Origin of the sequence: Kitasatospora sp. NPDC127035 (genome assembly GCF_042726075.1) — a bacterium.
Lineage (GTDB): Bacteria > Actinomycetota > Actinomycetes > Streptomycetales > Streptomycetaceae > Kitasatospora.
Genome location: NZ_JBHXDN010000006.1, coordinates 18,151 through 39,085, shown reverse-complemented (window position 1 = coordinate 39,085; position 20,935 = coordinate 18,151). Strand labels below are relative to the sequence as shown.

Here is a 20,935-nt window from a genome sequence, read left to right as displayed (position 1 = left end):
CACGCGCCACACACCACGCGCCACACACCACACGCCACGTGCCGAACGCCACGCGCCACACACCACGCGCCACGTGCCGAACGCCACGCGCCACACACCACGCGCCACCGGAAGGGCCCGGCCGGATCCCTCCGGCCGGGCCTCCGCGCACCGCCGCCGGGCGCGCACCGCGCCCCGGAGCGGCCCGGCCCGCCCTGCGGGGACCGGGCCGCCACCGGTCAGGCGGGCCAGATGTGCAGTTCCTCCTTGACCGTCCGGGCCGTCTCGGCGGCGGCGGCCGGGTCGGACCAGCCCGCCGGACCCAGCAGCCGGACGGTGAAGGCCTCCGGCGCGAGACGGCGCCAGGCCGCCACCGCACCGTCCGCGGCCCCGCCGGTACCGGTACCGGCGGGGCCGCTGCCGTCACCGTCGCGGGCGAGCACCACCACCGGGCAGGGCAACGGACCGTCGGCCTCGGCACCGGCCTCCAGCGGCGGCGCCGCGGCGTCCGGCGACGGGCAGAGCAGAAGTCCGGCCGGCGGCCGGCCCGCGGCCCCGGCGGCCCGAACCGCCCGGACGGCGTCCGCCAGCACGGTCGCGCCGCCCGGCCCCGCACCCGCCACCGCGAGCAGCGCCCAGGGCAGCAGCGGCCACCGACCGGCGCCGACCGACCAGGGCTCCGCGCCGTCGAGCGGTCCGGCGAGCGGCTCCACCACCAGCTCCGGCCCCATCGCGGCCGGCAGCACCCCGCCGGCCGCACCCGCCGGGTCCGCCAGCACCAGCCGCAGCACCGGCCGCGCCGCCGGGGCCTGGAGGAACCGGCCCGGGTCGGGCGCGGCGCCGCCCGGTCCGGCGCTCACTCCAGACCGTCCGCGAGGCCGAGCGAGAAGTAGTTCTCGAAACCGAGCAACCGCCGCATGGCGGGTGTGCTGCGCTCGGCGACCTCCGGCCTGAGCCCGGAGAAGAAGTTCTGCTGCTGCCGGACGTAGCCCCGGCAGTAGTAGTTGAGGATGCCGTGCCGGGGCCGGTCGGTCGTGTTGGCCCCGGTCTGGTGCCAGAGCCGGCCGTCGAAGATCATCACGCTGCCGGCCGGCGCGCAGACCGGCACCGTCTCGACGTCGCCCTCGCCGCGCGCGTAGTCCGGCTGCCGGCCGAGCCGGTGGGTGCCGGGGACGAGACGGGTCGCGCCGTTGGACTCCGTGAAGTCGTCCAGCATCCACATGCTGTTGGCGACCAGGGCGTACGGCGGCCAGGGCGGTCGCGCGAAGGTCTGGTCCGCGTGCACGTTCATCGCGACCCCGCCGGGGCCGGCGATGTTGGCGTGCGTGCTGGACAGCAGGAAGTTGAAGCCCAGGACCTCCTCCATGAGTTCCAGCACCAGCGGGTCGCAGACGCTGCGCTCGAACTCCTCACCCTTGTTGAGGAGGCTGAAGACACGCTGGTTGCCGCCGTCGTACAGAAAGGCGGTGCCGTCCTTGCGCTCCTCCTCCGCGACCTCCAGCAGGCGGTCCCGGAGTCGTTCGAACTCGGCGGACGGAAGCGGGGACTCCAGGAGGCAGTAGCCGAATTCCCGAAGATCCTCCACGGCCTCGGTCCTATTTCCCGTCAGGGTCGCGTTCATGGTCTCGATTTCACCTCGGAACACATCGGAACACTTCGGAACACTTTCGTACGGGCGCGTCTGCGGTCTTTCAGGAGCCGTCTTTCGGGAGCGCTCTTTCAGGAAAGGACGGCGTCGGCCAGCCGGTCGACCTGGGAAAGGCGGGCCGCCGTGGGGTGGAAGACGATCTCGTCGAATCCGGCGGCGGCCAGTTCGGCGATCTGCTCGCGGATCCGGCCGGGCGAGCGCGGGGTCTTCTCGACGAAGGACTCCGCCTCGTCCCCGAGCACCCCGAAGTAGTCCCGGACGAATCCGGCCGCCTCCTCGGCGACGTCCGCGCCGAGCCAGTACCGGGACAGCGCCACCAGCCTCGGCATCCCCTCCCGGCCCACCGCCGCCCATTCCTCCTCCACCTGCCGGACGGTCGGGGCGACGAGCTCCGGTTCCAGCCCGGGCGCCGTCCAGCCGTCCGCCCAACGGGCCGCCCGCCGGACGGCGTTCGCGCTCAGCCCGCCCACCAGGACGGGCGGCACCGGCCCGGGCAGGATCCCGGCGCCCTCCTTGCCGCGCAGCCGGGCGAGTTCGGCGAGCTGCCCGTCGAAGACCTGCGCGCGGCGGCCGAAGTCCCGGTCCGCCGCCTCGAAGTCGTCGGCCCGCACTCCCGGCCCGAGGCCGAGGACGAGCCGCCCCTCCGCGAGCGAGGCGACCGTCGCCGCCTCCTTGGCGAGCACCTCGGCGGTGGTCAGCGGGGCGACCAGGATGTTGGTGGACAGCCCGATCCGCGAGGTGACGGCCGCCGCCGCGGCGAGCACCGGCAGCGGCTCGTGCCCGGGGTAGCGGAGCCGGTGGGTCGCGGAGACGGTCGAGAAACCGCGCTCCTCGGCCCGGACGGCCCACTCCGTCTGGAGCCGGCCGGAGGCGCCGGGGATGGTGTTGGGGAACGCGATGCCGATCTTCATCGGGGCTCCACGGGAGGCCGGAGGGCGGGGCGCTCAGAGCCCCAGGAGGTGGTACGGGGTGGGTGCGGGCCCGGACGGGTCCGCCGGGCCGGTGCCGTCGGTGATGCTCTGCCGGCGGCGGTAGCCGTCGAGTTCGTTGGTCAGCCGCTCCCAGACGAGGTCACCGGTCACCTCGGGCCCGGACGGCAGGTCGAGGTCGACCAGCCGGTAGTCGTTGATCCAGACCTGTTCGGCGTGCAGCGACTCGGCGACCGCACGGGCCCGGTCCCGGTCGCCCGACCAGACCCCGGCGCTCAGCCCGTACCGCGACCCGTTGGCGATCCGCACCGCGTCGGCGTCGTCGGCCGCCCGGATCACCGAGAGCACGGGCCCGAAGACCTCCTCCTGGGCCACGGTGGCGCCCGGTTCGACGCCGGTCAGCACGGTGGGCGGGAAGTACGCCTGCGGGTCCAGCCCCTCGGCCGGCTCGCCGGGGCCGGGCACCCTGCCCCCGCACAGCAGTCGGGCGCCCTCGGCGACCCCGAGTTCGGTGAACCGCAGGGCGGTGCGGACCTGGTTGCGCGAGACCAGCGGACCGAGGTCGGTCGCCACGTCCAGCGGATCGCCGAGCCGCAGGGCGAGCGCCTTCTCCCGGACCCGCTCGACGAACTCGTCGTGCACGGCCGCGTGCACCACGGCGCGCGAACCGGCCATGCAGACCTGGCCGTTGTGCAGGAAGGCGCCCCAGACGACCCCGTCGGCCGCCCGGTCGAGGTCGGCGTCCGCGAGCACCACGTTCGGCGACTTGCCGCCGAGGTCCAGCCGGACGGCCGCACCGGCCCCGCGCCGGACACTCTCGCCGACCGCGTCCGAGCCGGTGAAGGACAGCAGGTCGACGCCGGGCGCGCGGACCAGGCTCTCCCCGGTGGTGCCTCCGGGCCCGGTGACCACGTTGACCACCCCGGGCGGCAGCCCGCACTCGTGCAGCAGCCGGACCAGCCCGAGGGTGGTCAGCGAGGTGAAGGACGCCGGTTTGACGACGCAGGTGTTGCCCGCCGCGATCGCCGGGGCGATCCGCCAGGCGGCGAGCAGCAGCGGCAGGTTCCACGGCACGACGACCGCGACCACCCCGAGCGGGTGCCAGCGCAGGTGACGCGCGGCAGGGCCTCCCGGCACCGCCGGTCCGCGGTGCAGCCGTTCGGGCAGTTGCTCCGCCCACCAGGCGCTCCAGCGGAACGCCGCGACCGCGCCGGGCACGTCGGCGCCGAGCGCCTTGCGCAGGGTGGTGCCGTTGTCGCGGACCTCCAGTTCGGCGAACCGGGCGGTCTCGGCGGTGAGCCGGTCGGCGAACCGCCGCAGCACGGCGGCCCGTTCCTCCGGCGCGGTACGCGGCCAGGGCCCGTGGTCGAAGGCCCGGCGGGCCGCGGCCACGGCCTCGGTCACGTCCTCGGGTCCGCAGCGCGGCACGTCGGCCAGGTGCCGCCGGGTGGCCGGTTCGAACGACCGGAAGGTCGCCCCGTCCCGGGCCGGGGCGGGCCGGCCGTCGACGTACCGGGGGAAGTGCTCTCCCATCCGTCCTCCTCTCTGCGACTGGGGCGGGTCCGGCGGACCGCCCGGGTCCGCGGCGCCCGGCGGGCGGGCGACGCGGTCAGGCCGCGGCGCCCAGCCGGACCGGCAGCGCCGCGACGCCGAGCGGCAGCAGGTCGGAGGTGTGCCGCACCTCCTCGGCGGCCACGGCGAGCGCGACCTGCGGATAGGTGGCGACCAACCGGCCCAGCCCGACAGTCAGTTGGACCACCGCGAGGTCCAGCGCAGGGCAGCGGTGCGGGCCCGCGCCGAAGGCGGCGACGGACACCGGGGTGCGGTCGAGCTCCAGGGTGTCGGGCCGGTCGACGATCCGGGGGTCGCGGCAGGCCGCCGAGATCAGCGGCAGCACCGCGGCCCCGGCCGGGACACGGACTCCGGAGAGTTCGACGTCCCGGGTGGCCACCCGCAGCAGCCCGTCGTTGCTCGACGGGTAGTAGCGCAGCAGTTCGGCGACCGCGCCGGGGACCAGGTCGGGCTTGGCCGCCAGCCGCTCCCGGCGGTCGGGCTCGGCCAGCACCGCGTAGAGGTGCCGGGCCAGCAGGTCCCGGACGCCGATGAAGCCGGAGATCACCAGGCCGTGCAGCAGGGTGGTGCGGTCCCCGTCGGTGAGGTGCTGCCCGCCCGAGGCCGGTTCGTCCAGCCCGAGCAGGACGGTCGCGACGTCGTCGGCGGGCCGCGCGCGGCGTTCGGCGAGCAGACCGGCGAAGGCCCCCTGGAGGCGGTCACGGACGGCCGCGGTGCCGGGGCCGTCCGACCCGCCGGACAGCAGCAGGGTCTCGATGTCGCCGGTGATCGCGGACCACCGGTCGCCGTCGAAGCCGAGCAGCTCGCAGATGATCCGGCCGGCGTACGGCGCCGTGTACGCGGCGACCAGGTCGACCGGCCCGGGCGCGCCGGCGAGACCGGCCAGCAACTCGTCGGCGACGGCCTCGATGCGCGGGCGCCAGCGGGCCACCCGCTCGGGGGCGAAACCGGCCACCACCGGCGCGCGCAGCCCGGTGTGCCGGGGTGCGTCGAGGTCGACGATGCCGGTGCCCTGGCCGCGACCGAAGCCGCTGCCGGGCAGCACGGCGGCCCGGTACCGGCTGAACGCCGGGTCGGCCAGTACGGTCCGCACGTCGGCGTCCCGGGTGACCAGCCAGATCTCGGCGCCGTCGGCGAGCCGCACCCGGGAGACCGGGTCCTCGGCGAGCAGCCGCGCGTACCGGGGCGGCACGGTGCCGCCGGGCCCGGCCGGGTACGGGAAGGTGCCGGTGCCGGTGCCGAGTGTGTCGTCGGCGCTCACCGGGCCGCCTCCCGCGGGTAGCGCGGGGCCCGGAACACGGTCGGTGCGGTCGGCTCCCACGGGAAGTCCTGGGCCAGCACCTGGTTGTCCAGCTGGTGCTCCACCACGATGGTGCCGGCCCCGTAGTCCTCGGCGATCTGCTCGACGTCCTCGGCGGTGACCAGCCCGCTCGGATCGCCGAGACGCTCGGCCACGCCCCGGGCGGGGGCCAGCAGTTCGAGGGCGAAGCCGCGGGCCACGTGCTGGCGGTGGGTGTGCGCGGCGGCGATCAGGAACTCCGGTCCGTTCTCGAACAGGAAGTGGCAGAGGGCGCGGGCCTCCAGGAAGCGCCGCGGCCGCTCGGTGTAGGACCGGCTGGACACCAGGGCGGGGCCCCCTGCGCCGGTGCGCGTCCCGTAGGCGACCAGGCCGCGGTCGACGTAGGGGACCGGCTCGGTGTGGTGGGTGAGCAGGGTGTCCGTCTCGAACCGCTCGGTGGGTGCCACCCCGGCCCAGGCGCGGACCCGGCGGGCCAGTTCGTAGCCCAGGTGCCAGGCGTTGTCGAGCCGGCCCGGCGCGTGGAAGGCCGTCCGGACGTCCGCGCACAGCTCGCGCAGCTCGGTGACGGCCGGGTCGGCCTGGCCACCCTGGCCGGCGACCTCCCGGGCCCGCCCGACCCACCGGAGCTGGTCCGCGATCCGGCCCGGGGCGACCCCGTTGAGGAAGTCGAAGGACAGCGGATCGGGCAGCTCCCGGACGACCCGGACGATCTCCGCCGCGTACGGTCCGGCCTCGGTGTAGGGATCCAGGCCGAGCCGCGCCGCGGCCCGGCAGAACGCCGCCTCGGCCTCGTCGGTGTCGGCGAGCGCGGCCCACTCGCGCTGCAGCGGGGTGCCGGTGATGCCCCAGTCGGCGAGCCGGGCGACGACGGCGTCGACGAAGCCGCGGAACGTCTCGGCGAGGGCCTCGGAGCCGACCACGAGGTTGCCGCGCGCCACGTGGCGCGGACCGGGCCGGGGCGTCGGACCTCCGTCGGGGATCCAGACGATCCGGGTCTGCCGGCCCTCGGGCACGAACAGCACGTCCGGCCAGTGGAAGCCGCCGCCGGCCGCACGCAGGACGTGCCGCCGCGAGCGGACCCACCAGGCGCCGCGCTGGTCGCCGACGCCGTTGCGGTAGCAGAAGCGCAGCTGGGAGATCTGGGTGCCGGGCCGGGCGTCCGCCAGCAGCGACCACCAGTTGAAGGCGATCCACTCGGCGAGCGGGTAGAGCGAGCCGGTGGTGTGGGGGCGGACGGTGCCGGCGGCCCCGTCCTCGACGGTGGTCAGCGGCGTCTCCGAACCGACCGTCATCTCCAGGTCGGCCCAGGTCGCGGTGAACTCGTCGGCGGGAACGGTCGACGGCTCGTGCCACTTCCAGGCGAGCGTGACGTCGGGGAGCGTGCTCATCCGAGGCCCTCCGGCCATTCGCTGGGGTGCAGGGGGTACCCGGTGTACTGACCGGTCAGCCGGCCGGTCAGCCGGAACTCGTGGACGTCGTCGCCGTCCCGGTGCCAGGTGTACGCGGGGAAGCCGTCGTGCCACGGCCCTCCGAGCAGGCCCTCGGCGAGGGCGGCGCGCAGCAGCTCGACCGGGGTGCGGTCGGCGGCGCCCGTCCAGTGGGGCACGTCCGGCGAGGGCGGGTCCCACGGGGTGAACGAGGCCTTCGGGGCGAGGGCGGCACGGTCCGTTCCCCCGGGTGGCCCGGACACCGTCCGGCGCCTCGGGCGCCCGCGTTCAGGTACGCGTATGTCGGACATGAACAGTGGACCTCCGCTGCAGATCGGGGCGGAACGTGGGCGTCGGGCACGAGCCGGGCGGAGCCCGCACTCGGGGTCGGGCGGAGCCCGCACTCGGGGGTCGGACGGAGCCTGGTCTCAGGGGACGGCCGGGCCGAGCGGGCGGCCGCGCCACCCCTCGGGGACCGGTCGCCCGTGCAGCCGGGCCAGGGTGGCCGGCACGTCGATCGGGGCGGCCACCGCGTCGTCGGTGTACCGGGACGCGAAACCGGGGCCGAGGCCGGCCCAGTAGGACTCCCGCCGGTGCCAGCCGCTCTGCCACGTCCGGTGGACGTGCGCGGCCCACTGCGGATCGCCCATCGGCAGGTAGCGCCAGTCGGCGGGCTCCATGAGGAGGTCGGGCGCGCCGGCCGTCGCCGCGCCGGGGTAGACCTCCTCACGGGTGAGCACCTCGGCGAGGAACTCCCGTCCGGTGCGGGGGTTGACGGTCTCCAGGAGCGCCGTGCGCACCTCGGCGCGGACCCGCTCGTACTCGTGCTCCGCGATCCGGCCGGCCTTGTAGCGGTCCCGCACGTTGACGTTGATGCCGTGGGTGCCCTGGACGGCCTCGAACGCGGTGGTGTTCGCCCAGTCGATCCGGCCGTCCGGAGTCCTGGCGAGCAGACCGGCGCGTTCCAGGTCGTCGTTGACGGAGCAGTAGGTGCGCAGCGGGCCGAAGCCGATCTCGGAGAAGGCCAGCACGTCGACCCGGTCCCCGGCCGCCGCCAGGGCGTCCTGGACGACCTGGTCGCAGGTGCGGTACGCGGCGAACACCGCGCTCTCCTGCTCACGGTCGGGACCGTGCTCCAGTTCCTGCCAGTAGATGTGCGAAGTCCGGTCGATACTGGTGAGGTTGACGATCACCACGTCGTGCTCCGGCAGCAGCGCGAGGGCGGCCCTCCCCCGCTGGCGATCGGCCTCCAGCAGTCGGGGCAGCAGCTGCTCGCGCGGCTGGCCGGTCCAGAAGATGGAGACGTCGTGCACCGGCCGGATGCCCTCCTTGGCGAGCCGGCGCTGGAGGTCGCGCGGGTGGCAGGCGTGCAGGGTCGCCTGCATGGGGTAGCTGATCAGCGACCCGTCCATCGGCTCGATCGGGTGGGTCCCGAACAGCCCGATCGAGGCGAAGCGCAGGCCGGCGAAGCCCTCGTGCTGCCAGAGCAGCGGGTGCCGGCGGTCACCGGAGCCGAGCACCTGGGGCGAGTACTCCGGGTCGTGGCAGGTCCAGTAGGAGAAGTAGCCGTGGTCGGCGGCGCGTTGGCCGGTGAGCACGCTCACCAGGCCGGGCGGTTCGTAGGGCGTGCCCTCCGCCGCGAGCGGACCGCTCGCCCCTTCGGAGCGGAGCCGGGCGAATCCCGGCAGGAGGCCCTGGGCACACCAGCGGTCGAGCAGGGCGGGGGCGGCGCCCTCGGTGATGATGACGATGGTGCGTTGCTGCTCAGTCACCCAGTACTCCCTCGTCCAGCCGTACAGGGGATCGGGTTGCCGGATGGGGGCACCGGCGGGGTTCGAGCTCGGGGCGTCACGGGCGTCGGGGCACCACGGACAGGCGGGCCACCCGAAGGAGACACGGGCGGCGGCCGGCGGCCGACAGCCACCGCATCACGGTAACGGCTCCGCTGCTTGTCGTGTCCCGCTCGGATTGACGTTGGCCGAAAAGGCGCCCGCCGACGGGGCCGCCGGGTGGTAAGGCGGCGTCCGGAACGATCGACGCCGTTCCGCTTGGGGTTCGTGTCCGCGCCGCTCCCGCTCCGTACCCGAAGATCCCTTGTGTCCACTGGACGCACCGGGGACGTACGGGCGCGAAAGGCGATTTGAGCCAACTCGGGGCACGGACCGGCACCCGTTCTTGACAGTCTGTGACGCCGCCTGACTAGAGTGCCGATGTCGCCCCGATTCCCGGGTGCCTGTGCTCCGCCGACACCAGGACGGCTTCCGGCCGTCCTCCTCCGGCGCGCGTTCCTCCAGCCCTTCTGCGGTGTGCGTTCCCCCAAGCCCCCTCCGGTGTGCGCCTCTTCCTCCGCCCGCCCGGCCGCTCCGGCCCGCGGCGGGGAGCCCCGTACGCGTCGACCGGTGCCCTCGCGTTGGAAAGGACCTCCTATGACCGTGTTGGGCCTCGGTGGCTCCGGGCACGACTGGTCGTCGTGCGCGACCGACGGCAGCCGCCTCGTCGCCGTCGACGAGGAACGGCTGGTGCGCAGCAAGTACGGCCTGGGCACCGACCTGTTGGCGGGCGCCAGCCGGCAGGCCGTCCTGGCACAGCTCGGCACCGGCGCGGCGGAGGTGGAGCACGTCGTCGCCTGCGAGCTGGTGCCGCGCCCGTTCTACCACTCGTTCCGCAACCGCGTTCAGGTGATCAACCACCATCTGGCGCACGCCTACAGCGCGTTCGCGGCCTCCGGGCTGGACCGCGCCGCCGTGCTCGTCTGCGACAACTCCGGCAGCCTGGTGGCCGGCGACCGGACCGGGCCCGGCGGCCGCGAGGCGGAGACCGTCAGCTCGTACACCGCGGACCGGAACGGCATCCGCCTGCTCGACCGGGTCAGCGGCGCGCACGTCGTGGACGCCGCCTCCGAGAGCGCCTACTACCAGCCCGGCGAGACCGACAACTCGCTCGGCCACTTCTACCGCAGCGCCAGCATCGCGATCGGGCTCGCGTACACCGGGCCGAAGACCCGCTTCCCGGTCAGCGAGGACGGCAAGACCATGGGCCTCGCCCCGTACGGGGACGAGCGGTTCGTCGACGAGCTCGCCGAGCTGGTCGCCCTGCTGCCCGGCGGCGGGGTCAGCATCTCCGCGAGCAAGGTCTCGCACGTCCTCGAACGCCTCGCCCGGGACGCCGACTTCGACGTCCGCGCGGCGATCGCCCGGGCCGCCCAGGAGGTGCTGGAGCGCGCCCTGGTGCACTGCGCCGCCGCCCTGCACGCGCGCACCGGGCTGACCGACCTCTGCGTGGCCGGCGGGGTCGGCCTGAACAGCGTCGCCAACGGCCGGATCCTCCGGGAGACCGGCTTCGAGCGGATCTTCGTGGTGCCCGCCGCCGGCGACAACGGCATCAGCCTCGGCTGCGCCTACTACGGACTGCACCGGCTGGCGGGCGTACCGATGGACGAGCTGCCCGCGCTCACCGACGCCTACCTCGGGCCCGAGTACCCGCAGGCGCGGGTGGACGCGGCCGTCGCCGCCTCCGGACTGCCGTCCCGGCGGCCCGACGACCTGCCCGGGGAGGTGGCCGCGCTGCTGGCCGACGGGCGGATCGTCGGCTGGTGGGACGGCCGCAGCGAGTTCGGGCCGCGGGCGCTCGGGCACCGCAGCATCCTCGCGGCGCCCTACCCGGCGTCGGTGCGGGACCACCTCAACGAGCAGGTCAAGTTCCGCGAGTGGTTCCGTCCGTACGCGCCGATCGTCCGCGCCGAGCGCAGCGACGAGTTCTTCGACCTCGGCCAGCCCTCGCCGTACATGCTGATCGTCACCCGGGTGACCAGGCCGGACGTCATCCCGGCCGCCGCGCACGTCGACGGCACGGCCCGGCACCAGACGCTGTTCGAGCACCAGAACCCCACCGTCTACGCGCTGTTGGGCGAGTTCGAGCGGCTGACCGGCTGCCCGGTGCTGCTCAACACCTCGTTCAACACGGCCGGGGAGCCCATCGTCGAGACCCCGGAGGAGGCGGTCGCCGCCTTCGTCTCGATGAACCTCGACCACCTCGTCGTCGGCGGCCACCTGGTCAGCAAGTCCTGAGCGGGGACGGCCGGCACGACGGGAGCCGCGCGGACGGCGGAGTCGGCGGAGTCGGCGGAGAGAGCGGACAAGGAGAAGCTGCGCCCATGACCGTACTGGTCGTCGGAGGAGGACCGACGGGCCTGGCGACGGCGCTGTTCCTGGCCCGCGCCGGCGTCGCGGTCCGGCTGCTGGAACGCCGGGCCGCCACCTCGCCGCTGCCCCGCGCCACCCATGTCACCCGCCGCACCATGGAGCTGCTGCGCGAGGCCGGCCTGGAGCCGGCGGTCGCGGCGGTCGGCTTCGAGGTGGTGCCCGGCGACGATCCGCGGGCCCGCACCGAGCCGGACCGGGTGCTCCCCCGCACGGTGATCGGCATCCCCTCGCTCGCCCGGCTGGACGACGCCGAGGTCCTGGAGACCGGCGAGGAGGAGCTCGCCGTCCCAGGACCGTGCCCGCCGTTCTGGTGCGGTCAGGACCGCATGGAGCCGCTGCTCCGCGAGGGCGCCGTCCGGGCCGGGGCGGACGTCCGGTTCGGCCACGAGCTGGTCGGGCTGGACGTCGGGAAGGACGGCGTGCTCGCCCGGGTCCGGCGCCCGGACGGCGGCCTCGAACGGCTCTCCGCCCGCTACCTGGTCGCCGCCGACGGCGCGCACGGCTGGATCCCCGAGCACGTCGGCGTCGTCCGGACCGGCCTCGGTACGGTGGCCCGCCGCACCAGCATCCTGTTCCGGGCCGATCTGGCCGGGCTGATCGGGCACCGCCGCTTCTTCATGAGCATGATCGACAACCCCGGTTTCTCCGGCGCGCTGATGCAGCTCAACGACGCGCACGGCTGGGCGGCGGCCGTGGAGGCCACCGCCCTCGGCCCCGGCCCCGGCCCCGGCACCCCGAACCTCCCGGACGCTCCGCAGGCCGCGCCCGCGCCCGCGCCCGCGCCCGAACGGTGCCTGGAACTGCTGCGGGCCGCGATCGGCGTGCCCGGCATCCGGATCGACCTGGCCGCCACCTTCCACTGGCAGGCCCGGCACCGGATGGCCGACCGGTACCGGCAGGGCCCCGTCCTGCTGGTCGGGGACGCCGCCCACCTGCACCCGCCGGCCGGCGGCTACGGATCCAACATGGGCATCCAGGACGCGCACAACCTCGCCTGGAAGCTCGCCGCCGTCCTGCGCGGCTGGGCCGGCCCCGCCCTGCTCGACAGCTACGACGCCGAACGGCGCCCGGTCGGCATTGCCACCGCCCGGCAGACCCTGCTGCTCGACGGCGTCCCCTCCGACCGCCTCGGCGGGACGCTCCCCGCCGACCCGCGCACCATCATCATGGGCTACCGCTACCGCTCGGCCGCCGTCCCCGACGGCCTGTCCGACCCGGCCGACCTCGCGGGCCTCGCCGACCTCCCGGATCTCCCGGACCCGGCCGGGCCGCCCGCCCGGCCCGCCGACCGCGACCGACCCGCCGACCCGGCCGCCGACGCCTTCCCCGCCGCGTTCGCCCTGACCGGCGCCCCCGGCACCCGCCTGCCGCACGTCCCCGTCCGGCTGCGGCGCGGCGACCGCACCGTCACCGCCTCCACCCTCGACCTCTGCGCACCCACCACCCGGACCGGCCCCGTGCTCACCCTGCTCACCGCCGACGAACGGTGGCGCACCACCGCCGCCGAGGTCGCCCGCGACCTCGGCGTCCCACTGCGCGCGCACGTCCTGCCGGCCGGCGAGTCCCTGCCCCCGGCCCTGTCCTTCACCCGGTCCTGCGGCACCGGCCGCGGCGGCGCCGTGCTGGTCCGCCCCGACGGCTTCGTCGCCTGGCGCTCCGCCACCCACACCGCGCCGTCCGCGGAGCAGCGCCGCCGCCGGCTGACCGCGGCCGTCCGCGCCCTGCTGGCCCTGCCCGCGGACCGGGCCGAAACCCACCGACCCAGGCTACGGAGTGGCCGATGACCCCCCACCGCCCGTACTGCACCTGCTGGCCCGGTGCCACCGTCTGGCTCACCGGGCTGCCGAGTTCCGGCAAGTCGACCATCGCGGCCGAGACCGCCCGCCGTCTCGAACCCGGCTTCCGCCGGGTCGAGATCCTGGACGGCGACCGCAGCCGCACCCTGCTCACCGCCGACCTCGGCTTCAGCCGGGAGGACCGCTTCGCCAACGTCCAGCGGATCGGCCTGGTCGCCGAGGTGCTGGCCCGCAACGGGGTCCTCGTCCTCGCCCCGGTGATCGCGCCGTACGCGGACGCCCGGGAGGCCGTCCGGAAGCGCCACGAGCACTCCGCGACCACCTACCTGGAGGTGCACGTCGCCACCCCGGTCGAGGAGTGCGCGCGGCGCGACGTCAAGGGCCTGTACGCGCGGCAGGCGGCCGGCGACCTCACCGGGCTCACCGGCGTCGACGACCCGTACGAGCCACCCGCCCGGCCCGACCTCGTCCTGCCCACCGACCGGCAGAGCGTCGAGGAGTCGGTCACCGCCCTGCTCGGCCTGCTCGCCGGACGGGGGCTGCTGTGAACCACCTGACCGAGATCGAGTCGGAGGCCGTGCACATCATCCGCGAGGCGGTCGGCGAGGCCGAGCGCCCGGTGCTGCTGTTCTCCGGCGGCAAGGACTCCGTGGTGATGCTGCACCTGGCCCGGAAGGCCTTCGCCCCCGCGCCGCTGCCCTTCCCGCTGCTGCACGTCGACACCGGCCACAACTTCCCGGAGGTCCTCGCCTACCGGGACCGCGTCGTCGCCGCGTACGGGCTGCGGCTGCACGTCGCCCTCGTCCAGGAGTCCATCGACCGGGGCGAACTGACCGAGCGCCCGGACGGCAGCCGCAACCCGCTGCAGACCCACTGCCTGCGCCGGGCCGTCGAACTCCACCGCTTCGACGCCGTGTTCGGCGGTGCGCGCCGCGACGAGGAGAAGGCCCGGGCCAAGGAACGGGTGTTCAGCCTGAGGGACGAGTTCGGCGGCTGGGACCCTCGCCGCCAGCGCCCCGAACTGTGGCAGCTGTACAACGGCCGGCACGGCCCCGGCGAGCACTTCCGGGTCTTCCCGCTCTCCAACTGGACCGAGCTCGACGTCTGGCAGTACGTCGAACGCGAGCACATCGAGCTGCCCGGCATCTACTTCGCCCACGACCGGGAGGTCTTCCGCCGCGACGGCATGTGGCTCACCGCCGGCGACTGGGGCGGCCCCCGCGCCGACGAGCACGCCGAGAAGCGGACGGTCCGCTACCGCACCGTCGGCGACATGGCCTGCACCGGCGCCGTCGAGTCGAGCGCGATGACGGTGCGCGCGGTCATCACGGAGATCGCCGCGTCCCGGCTGACCGAACGCGGCGCCACCCGCGCCGACGACCGGCTCTCCGACACCGCCATGGAGGACCGCAAGCGCGAGGGGTACTTCTAGCCATGACCGCCGCCACCGGGCAACCCGCCGAGGCCCTCACCACCACCGCGACCTCGCTGCTGCGCTTCGCCACCGCCGGCTCCGTCGACGACGGCAAGTCCACCCTCGCCGGGCGACTGCTGCACGACTCCCGGTCCGTCCTGTCCGACCAGCTGGCCGCCGTCGAGCACGCCTCACGCGCCCGCGGCCTGTCCGTCCCGGACCTCGCCCTGCTCACCGACGGGCTGCGCGCCGAACGCGAACAGGGCATCACCATCGACGTCGCCTACCGCTACTTCGCCACGCCCAGACGGCGGTTCGTGCTCGCCGACACCCCCGGACACGTCCAGTACACTCGCAACATGGTGACCGGCGCCTCGACCGCCGAGCTCATGGTGATCCTGACCGACGTCCGGCACGGCGTCGTCGAACAGACCCGGCGGCACACCGCCGTCGCCGCCCTCTTACGGGTGCCGCACCTGCTGCTCGCCGTGAACAAGCTGGACCTGGTCGACTTCCGCGCCGCCCCGTTCACCGCCGTGGTCGACGAATTCACCGCCCTGGCAAAGTCGTTGGGCGTGCCCGAGGTCACCGCGATCCCCATCTCGGCCCGCGACGGCGACAACGTCGTCACCGCCTCCACCCGGATGGACTGGTACGGCGGGCCGACCCTGCTCGACCACCTGGAGACGGTGCCCGCCGCCGGCGAACCGGACGACACGCCGGCCCGCTTCCCCGTGCAGTACGTCATCCGCCCCGGCGCCACCGGACAGCGCGGCTACGCGGGCCGGATCACCGCCGGCACCCTGCGCGTCGGCGACCGCGTCACCGTACTGCCGGCCGGCCTGACCAGCACCGTCACCGCCATCGACGCGCTCGGCACCCCGGTGGACTCCGCCCGCGCCCCGCAGTCCGTCAGCCTGCGGCTCGCCGACGACCTCGACGTGGCGCGCGGCGACCTCATCGCCCCCGTCGACGCCGCGCCGCGCCCGACCCGCACCGTCGAGGCCACCGTCTGCCACCTGCACGACCGGCCCCTGCGCGAGGGTGCCCGGGTCCTCGTCAAACACGCCACCCGGACCGTCCCCGCACTGGTCACCGCCATTCCCGTCCGGCTCGACCCGGACGGCCTGCGCCCCTCCCCGGCACACGGCAGCCTCTCCGTCAACGACCTCGGCCGGGTCACGCTGCGCACCGCCGAACCGCTCCCCCTGGACCCGTACGCGCGCTCGCGCCGGAACGGCTCGTTCCTGCTCATCGACCCGGCGGACGGCAGTACGCTCACGGCCGGAATGGTGGGCCAGGCACCCGGCACCGCCGGCGAATCGCACGAAGCGAACGGCCAATCCCGTTGACACGCATGCCCGTTCGACACCACACCCGCCCCGCGGAACCACCCGGACCGAACCACCCGCGCGGCCCGCACCAGACAGCCGGCCGCGGACCACGGAACGATGGAGAAGAAGGCACCAAGTGAACGAGAAGAACACCGCCACCGACGGCACCCCCTCCAGCGGCGGCACGACCGTCACCCCCGAGGAGACCGCCGCCCTCTCCCTGCGCCTCGCCGGCGACGTCTTCCTGCCCGGGGAACCCGGCTACGCCGAGCACACCGCGGGCTTCGACCGCTCGGTCGTGCACCGGCCCGCCCTCGTCGTCGTCCCGGAGAACGCCGACGACGTCGCCACCGCCGTCCGCTTCGCCGCCGGGCTCGGGCTCGGCGTCGCCGTCCAGAACACCGGCCACGGAGCCTCGGTGCCCGCCGACGGCGACGCCCTCTACCTCGCCACCGGCCGGATGACGGGCGTGCGGATCGACCCGGAGCAGCGCACCGCACGGCTGGAGGCCGGGGTCCTGTGGGAGGACGTCATCCCGGCCGCCGCCGAACACGGCCTCGCCCCGCTCAACGGTTCGGCCCCGTTCGTGGGCGCCGTCTCCTACACGCTCGGCGGCGGCGTCGGCGTCCTCTCCCGGCAGCACGGCTTCGCCGCCGACCACGTCCACCGGATCGAGGTCGTCACCCCCGACGGCGAGCCCCGCGTGGCCACCGAGGACGAGAACCCCGACCTGTACTGGGCGCTGCGCGGCGGCAAGGGCAACTTCGGTGCGGTGACCGCGATCGAGGTCGGCCTGGTCGAACTGACCCGGGTGTACGGCGGCGGCCTCTGGTTCCCGGCCGAGTCCACCCGCGCGGCCCTGCACCGCTACCGCACGTGGGCGGCCGAGATGCCCGACGAGATGAGCTCCTCCTTCTTCATGCTCGACTGGCCGGACGTCGACGGCGTGCCCGCCGAACTGCGCGGGCGCTTCGCCCTGCACCTGCGGCTCTGCTACCTGGGCACGCCGGAGGAGGGCGAGCGGCTGATCCGGCCGCTGCGCGAGGTCGCCCCCACCCTGCTCGACACGGTCACCGACATGCCGTACACCGAGGTCGGCACCATCCACAACGACCCGCCCACGCCCGGCTCCTACCACATCAACACGTTCCAGCTCCGCACCTTCGACGAGGACGTCGTGGAGGCCGTGCTGTCCCTCGTCGGGCCGGGCACCCACAGCGTGGTCGGCCTGGAACTGCGCCAGCTCGGCGGCGCCCTGGCCCGCCCGCCGAAGACGCCCAACGCCGTCGCCCACGTACCCGCACCGTTCCAGGTGTACGCGGCCGGCGTGCTCGGCACCGGCGCCGACGACGAGGTCCTCGCCGCCCAGGCCAAGGTCGTGGCGACCTTCGAGCCCTGGTACAGCGGCACCCGCATGCTCAACTTCATGGCCGGCATCGCCCACACCGACCCCGCGTACGTCCGCGAGGCCTACACCGCCGACGCCTACGAGCGGCTGGTCGCCCTCAAGACGGCCTGGGACCCGGCCAACGCGTTCCGCTACAACCACAACATCCCGCCGGCGCACACCGCCTAGCACCGCAGGGGGCCGGCCCGAGCTGCGGGCCGGCCCCCTCGCACCTCCCCCGTCCTCGCGACCCACGGAGACCCAGATGCCCCAGCAGCCCGAGACCTTCGACGCCCACCAGGACATGGTCGCCCTGCTCCAAGGGGCGTGGCGGGCCCGCGCCATCCACGTCGCCGCCGAACTCGGCATACCCGACCTGCTGGTCTCGGGCGAGCGCACCGTCACCGAACTCGCCGAACTCACCGGCACCCACGCCCCCACCCTGGGCCGCCTGCTGCGCGCCCTCACCACCTACGGGGTGTTCCACCGCCTCCCGGACGGCCGGACGTACGCCCAGTCCCCGCTCTCCGCCGTCCTGGTGAGCGAACCCGGCAACCCCGAGTCCACCGACGCCCGCTTCATGGCCGCCAACTGGCACTGGGCCGCCTGGGGCGACCTGCTGCACTCGGTGCGCACCGGCGAGTCCTCCTTCGAGGTCGCCAACGGCGGCGTCTCCTTCTGGGAGCTCACCAAGACCGACCCGGACGCCAAGCAGCGCTTCAACGCCGCCATGAGCGCCGTCTCCGTCGCCGAGAGCACCGCCGCCGCGCGCGCCTACGACTTCACCGCCGCCCACCACGTCGTCGACGTCGCCGGCGGCCTCGGCAGCCTCCTCGCCGCGATCCTCACCGAGAACCCCGCCCTCCGCGGCACCATCCTCGAACGCCCCGAGACCGTCCCCCTCGCCGAGGACCTCCTCGCCGCCTCCGGCGTCGACGGCCGCTACGAGGTGGTGGCCGGCGACTTCTTCGACTCCGTCCCGCCCGGCGCGGACGTCTACACCATCAAGCGCGCCCTGCACGACTGGGACGACGACACCATCGTCCGCATCCTGGAACGCATCCGCGAGGCCATGCGCCCCGACTCCACCCTCCTCGTCATCGAGGGCATGGTCGACGAGGAGTCCGACCAGGAGGCCCTCTTCCGCGGCCTCCTCCTCACCGTCCTGGTCGGCGGCCAGGACCGCCCCGAGTCCGACTACCGCACCCTCGCCACCCGCGCCGGTCTCCTCGTCACCCGCACCATCCGCATCACCGACACCCTCCGCATCCTCGAAACCCGCCTCCCCTGACCCCCGGAACCCCACCCCCACCCGCACGCGGGTGAACACCGCTACGGGCAGCTCTCACCGAACTTCACGGCCTTCAACGTCACCGGCTGTCCCGGACTCAGAAGCGGCCGGTTGCGAACGCGCGTCGCCACTGCACGACCCGGCCGGGAGCGCCCCGGTGATTCGACCGGACGGGGCGCAGTACGGGTTCGTCACCGATGTCGGTCCGAGATGCCAGATGCCCCGAACCGCTCGCGGTCCGGGGCATCTGCACTGATGGGCGCGAGCGGCTTTCGAACCGCCGACATCCGTCTGAGGCCTTCTGTCCCCGCTCAGATCCATCAAGGCGGGGCGTCCCGCGTAGGACCGCACCGAGGAAGCACCTGACCGGCTCGGTGCCATCGCGGAGACACTGAAGGATCTCTGGGAGCGAGGAAACGATCAAGGGCCAGTTCGCGAGGATTCACTCCTCCGAACCGGCCCTTCTCCACCGTGGGCGCGGACGGTTTCGAACCGCCGACATCTGCTTTGTAGGCCTTGGCGTGCGGCACCTGCGCTGACCTGCACCGCGCCTGGCCTGCCAGTTCCCCGGTCACCACGCCGCCGGTACCCGCGACTGACCGCCGCACAGCTGCCTGGGTCAGTGAGGATGCCCACTTCCACGACCTCCGCCACACCGGGAACACCCTCACCTCGCAGAACGGGGCCAGCACCCGTGAGCTCATGACCAGGATGGGCCGCAGCAGCACCGCCGCGCTCATCTACCAGCACATGACCAGCGACCGGGACCGGGCCATCGCCGACCGCATGGGCAAGGCCGTCCGCCAGGCGCTGGCCTGCAGCAATCAAGATGATCGCGCGCCACAACGCATTGAACACCTCACGTCAGGCGGTCCCGAGCCAGGCGACACCAGCCGCATCAACCTGGCTCGCCCAGACCGATCACCGGGAATCGGGAAAGCCCTAGAGGAACGAGAGGGCAAATGTGAGGACAGTGAGCCCTAGGAACGAAATCACTCCGTACTTGAAGACAGTTACGGCATTCCTCAAGTGGCGATGCCTGCGCGAGTGCTGAAGAATATCCGTCCAAAGTTCAGAGGCTGCATTCTTCAACACATCCTCCATCGTGAGCTTCAGGACGCGCACCGTGAAGCTGCTATGCCCATCGATTTCCCCCAGGGTGTCTCCCCAGTTGAAGAGAAATCGCGAGTCGATTTCCTCGGAATTCACCATTCTGACCGTCTTCCGCGCCGCAATCGCATCGATGCAACTCCAGAGGCTGCGTAAAACCAGGATCAGGGTGACAAACGCCAGGCCCGCAAAGGCTACTTCTACCAAAATCCTGCGAGGCGTTCCATTGGATTGAAAATGATAATTTGCAAGAAGGACAGACCCGGCAATAATGATCGCATTTGCACTCAGAATCGCCGCAGCACGCGACGATGTGGACGACCTGAGGCGGTCATACCTGTCAATGTGCCACCGCATTAAATCCAGCAGATCGTCAGCCGGCAGCTTGGCACCCCTCCGGGGGCGCGGCACAGCCGAAGCGGCTTGACCACTGGCGGGATCAGTCACGAAACCCTCCGGTACTAGGATCAGGGGACTACGGGAAGTGGATGCTGAAACAGATGCACGATGAGGCACCCATCAATCCGAGCTAGCGTAGGCCACGACCACCTCTACAGATGGAGCTTTGATAGATCTTCTACTGCCCACAGGTGACCAAAGTTCACAAAAGGTACTAATGGCGCAAATATTTATTAACTATCGCAGGCGTTCGGATGCATACGCTGCCGCCCTACTTGACGAACTACTTTCCCAATCGCTAGGTGTCGATAATATTTTCCGGGCGGGTAGATCGATTCCCGCAGGAGACAACTACATCGTCGCGATTCGCGAAGCGATTCAATCCTGCTCAACAATGCTCGTGATCGTCGGCGAGGATTGGGGCAAAGAATTCTCGAGAGGCGACAATCAGGAAGACTGGGTTCGCCGCGAAATCGAAGAGGGACTCGCCGCCACGAAGCCCATCATTCCGATCCTGCTCGCAGGAGTCCCCCGAATCGCCCCTGAGCAACTCCCCCGATCAATCGAGGCGGTCGCGGAGCTGCAGTACCTTAGGTTCGATTATCGAAACACTCGGCAGGATTCAAGATATATTGCCGAGCAGATTATTAGGCGGACCCCTGATCTGGCACGGAGGCAATGGGGCCTAAGTCGGCAGATTCGCCGCCTCTGGGATCGTTCCCGCCTCAACGGCTCCTGACGCCCGCCCATGACCTGGACCCCTCATGCAGCAGCCCTCGTTGACTCGCAGCCGGAGCCCCCGGATCTGGCACACCAGTGGCACGGGGCGGGTAGGGGGCCAGGAACGACCGAGGGCCAGTTCGGGAGGACGCTGCCTCCGAACTGGCCCTACTCATCTGTGGGCGCGGACGGTTTCGAACCGCCGACATCTGCTTTGTAAGTTCGATCACTGGCCTACTCGACCTCGAACAGGGCCCTGCCCAAGGACGGGCAGCTTCCACCTCGGACCGCACTTGCTTCTGAACGTCCACCGCCGTTGATGTCACCTGCTGATGTCGCCTGCACCCCTGCCCAAACAGGGCTCCACCTCCATTGGCGCCTGCACCACCTGTGCAGCGTTGTGGAACAGGATGCCGCCCTTGCCAGT

General features: G+C 73.1%; 17 protein-coding genes. 8 read left to right on the top strand and 9 right to left on the bottom strand.

The window, feature by feature from the left end; translation table 11 throughout:
* Positions 1 to 218: 218 nt before the first annotated feature.
* The 8 genes from ACFWIC_RS05265 to ACFWIC_RS05230 all read right to left on the bottom strand — a co-directional run bounded on the left by ACFWIC_RS05265 (position 219) and on the right by ACFWIC_RS05230 (position 8,627).
* The gene (locus ACFWIC_RS05265) at positions 219 to 839 is read right to left on the bottom strand and encodes a hypothetical protein (protein WP_380515988.1); all 621 of its coding nucleotides are present in this window, start codon (positions 837 to 839) and stop codon (positions 219 to 221) included.
* Positions 836 to 1,600: a phytanoyl-CoA dioxygenase family protein gene (locus ACFWIC_RS05260; protein WP_329878939.1), complete on the bottom strand. Its 765-nt coding sequence runs from the start codon at positions 1,598 to 1,600 to the stop codon at positions 836 to 838. The genes ACFWIC_RS05265 and ACFWIC_RS05260 overlap by 4 nt, the downstream gene beginning before the upstream one ends.
* Before the next feature lie 98 nt (positions 1,601 to 1,698).
* On the bottom strand, positions 1,699 to 2,538 hold the full coding sequence (locus ACFWIC_RS05255) for an LLM class flavin-dependent oxidoreductase (RefSeq protein ID WP_329951562.1): 840 nt from the start codon (positions 2,536 to 2,538) through the stop codon (positions 1,699 to 1,701).
* A 33-nt stretch (positions 2,539 to 2,571) separates the two neighbouring features.
* On the bottom strand, positions 2,572 to 4,089 hold the full coding sequence (locus tag ACFWIC_RS05250) for an aldehyde dehydrogenase family protein (protein WP_355405805.1): 1,518 nt from the start codon (positions 4,087 to 4,089) through the stop codon (positions 2,572 to 2,574).
* A 76-nt stretch (positions 4,090 to 4,165) separates the two neighbouring features.
* On the bottom strand, positions 4,166 to 5,389 hold the full coding sequence (locus ACFWIC_RS05245; protein ID WP_380515983.1) for a cytochrome P450: 1,224 nt from the start codon (positions 5,387 to 5,389) through the stop codon (positions 4,166 to 4,168).
* Positions 5,386 to 6,816 (bottom strand): hypothetical protein, encoded by a 1,431-nt coding sequence (locus ACFWIC_RS05240; protein WP_355405807.1) that lies wholly within the window; start codon positions 6,814 to 6,816, stop codon positions 5,386 to 5,388. Before ACFWIC_RS05240 ends, ACFWIC_RS05245 begins: the two co-directional genes overlap by 4 nt.
* A complete protein-coding gene (locus ACFWIC_RS05235) occupies positions 6,813 to 7,118 on the bottom strand; it encodes a hypothetical protein (RefSeq protein ID WP_329878944.1) in 306 nt (101 codons plus the stop codon). The genes ACFWIC_RS05240 and ACFWIC_RS05235 overlap by 4 nt, the downstream gene beginning before the upstream one ends.
* A 165-nt stretch (positions 7,119 to 7,283) precedes the next feature.
* The gene (locus ACFWIC_RS05230) at positions 7,284 to 8,627 is read right to left on the bottom strand and encodes an alkaline phosphatase family protein (RefSeq protein ID WP_380358963.1); all 1,344 of its coding nucleotides are present in this window, start codon (positions 8,625 to 8,627) and stop codon (positions 7,284 to 7,286) included.
* 654 nt (positions 8,628 to 9,281) lie between these two features.
* On the opposite strand from ACFWIC_RS05230, the gene ACFWIC_RS05225 reads away from it, so the two are divergent.
* From ACFWIC_RS05225 to ACFWIC_RS05195, 7 genes are all read left to right on the top strand, one after another.
* Positions 9,282 to 10,922 carry a carbamoyltransferase C-terminal domain-containing protein gene (locus ACFWIC_RS05225; RefSeq protein ID WP_329878946.1) on the top strand — a complete coding sequence of 547 codons (1,641 nt, stop codon included), beginning with the start codon at positions 9,282 to 9,284 and terminating at the stop codon, positions 10,920 to 10,922.
* Between the two features lie 86 nt (positions 10,923 to 11,008).
* Positions 11,009 to 12,841 carry an FAD-dependent oxidoreductase gene (locus ACFWIC_RS05220; protein WP_380515978.1) on the top strand — a complete coding sequence of 611 codons (1,833 nt, stop codon included), beginning with the start codon at positions 11,009 to 11,011 and terminating at the stop codon, positions 12,839 to 12,841.
* Complete coding sequence (gene cysC / locus ACFWIC_RS05215) at positions 12,838 to 13,401, top strand: adenylyl-sulfate kinase (RefSeq protein WP_329878948.1); 564 nt, start codon at positions 12,838 to 12,840, stop codon at positions 13,399 to 13,401. Before ACFWIC_RS05220 ends, cysC begins: the two co-directional genes overlap by 4 nt.
* Positions 13,398 to 14,285 (top strand): sulfate adenylyltransferase subunit CysD, encoded by an 888-nt coding sequence (gene cysD / locus ACFWIC_RS05210; protein WP_329878949.1) that lies wholly within the window; start codon positions 13,398 to 13,400, stop codon positions 14,283 to 14,285. The genes cysC and cysD overlap by 4 nt, the downstream gene beginning before the upstream one ends.
* Before the next feature lie 2 nt (positions 14,286 to 14,287).
* Positions 14,288 to 15,619: a sulfate adenylyltransferase subunit 1 gene (locus ACFWIC_RS05205; protein WP_380515974.1), complete on the top strand. Its 1,332-nt coding sequence runs from the start codon at positions 14,288 to 14,290 to the stop codon at positions 15,617 to 15,619.
* Between the two features lie 118 nt (positions 15,620 to 15,737).
* Positions 15,738 to 17,177 (top strand): FAD-binding oxidoreductase, encoded by a 1,440-nt coding sequence (locus tag ACFWIC_RS05200; protein ID WP_380515972.1) that lies wholly within the window; start codon positions 15,738 to 15,740, stop codon positions 17,175 to 17,177.
* 76 nt (positions 17,178 to 17,253) lie between these two features.
* Positions 17,254 to 18,279: a methyltransferase gene (locus ACFWIC_RS05195; protein WP_329878952.1), complete on the top strand. Its 1,026-nt coding sequence runs from the start codon at positions 17,254 to 17,256 to the stop codon at positions 18,277 to 18,279.
* A 942-nt stretch (positions 18,280 to 19,221) separates the two neighbouring features.
* Here ACFWIC_RS05195 and ACFWIC_RS05190 read toward each other — a convergent pair.
* Positions 19,222 to 19,836 (bottom strand): hypothetical protein, encoded by a 615-nt coding sequence (locus ACFWIC_RS05190; protein ID WP_380515969.1) that lies wholly within the window; start codon positions 19,834 to 19,836, stop codon positions 19,222 to 19,224.
* 169 nt (positions 19,837 to 20,005) lie between these two features.
* Here ACFWIC_RS05190 and ACFWIC_RS05185 point away from each other — a divergent pair, with 169 nt between their 5' ends.
* Positions 20,006 to 20,527, top strand: coding sequence for a toll/interleukin-1 receptor domain-containing protein (locus ACFWIC_RS05185; protein ID WP_380515966.1), 522 nt, complete (start codon positions 20,006 to 20,008; stop codon positions 20,525 to 20,527).
* Positions 20,528 to 20,935 lie beyond the last annotated feature (408 nt).

Excerpts from the sequence above, each read along its gene's own strand:
- ACFWIC_RS05225 (WP_329878946.1), top strand. The coding sequence starts at position 9,282 with ATGACCGTGTTGGGCCTCGGTGGCTCCGGGCACGACTGGTCGTCGTGC.
- ACFWIC_RS05250 (WP_355405805.1), bottom strand. The coding sequence starts at position 4,089 with ATGGGAGAGCACTTCCCCCGGTACGTCGACGGCCGGCCCGCCCCGGCC.
- ACFWIC_RS05195 (WP_329878952.1), top strand. The coding sequence starts at position 17,254 with ATGCCCCAGCAGCCCGAGACCTTCGACGCCCACCAGGACATGGTCGCC.
- ACFWIC_RS05185 (WP_380515966.1), top strand. The coding sequence starts at position 20,006 with ATGGCGCAAATATTTATTAACTATCGCAGGCGTTCGGATGCATACGCT.
- ACFWIC_RS05220 (WP_380515978.1), top strand. The coding sequence starts at position 11,009 with ATGACCGTACTGGTCGTCGGAGGAGGACCGACGGGCCTGGCGACGGCG.
- ACFWIC_RS05205 (WP_380515974.1), top strand. The coding sequence starts at position 14,288 with ATGACCGCCGCCACCGGGCAACCCGCCGAGGCCCTCACCACCACCGCG.
- ACFWIC_RS05255 (WP_329951562.1), bottom strand. The coding sequence starts at position 2,538 with ATGAAGATCGGCATCGCGTTCCCCAACACCATCCCCGGCGCCTCCGGC.
- cysC (WP_329878948.1), top strand. The coding sequence starts at position 12,838 with ATGACCCCCCACCGCCCGTACTGCACCTGCTGGCCCGGTGCCACCGTC.
- ACFWIC_RS05260 (WP_329878939.1), bottom strand. The coding sequence starts at position 1,600 with ATGAACGCGACCCTGACGGGAAATAGGACCGAGGCCGTGGAGGATCTT.
- ACFWIC_RS05240 (WP_355405807.1), bottom strand. The coding sequence starts at position 6,816 with ATGAGCACGCTCCCCGACGTCACGCTCGCCTGGAAGTGGCACGAGCCG.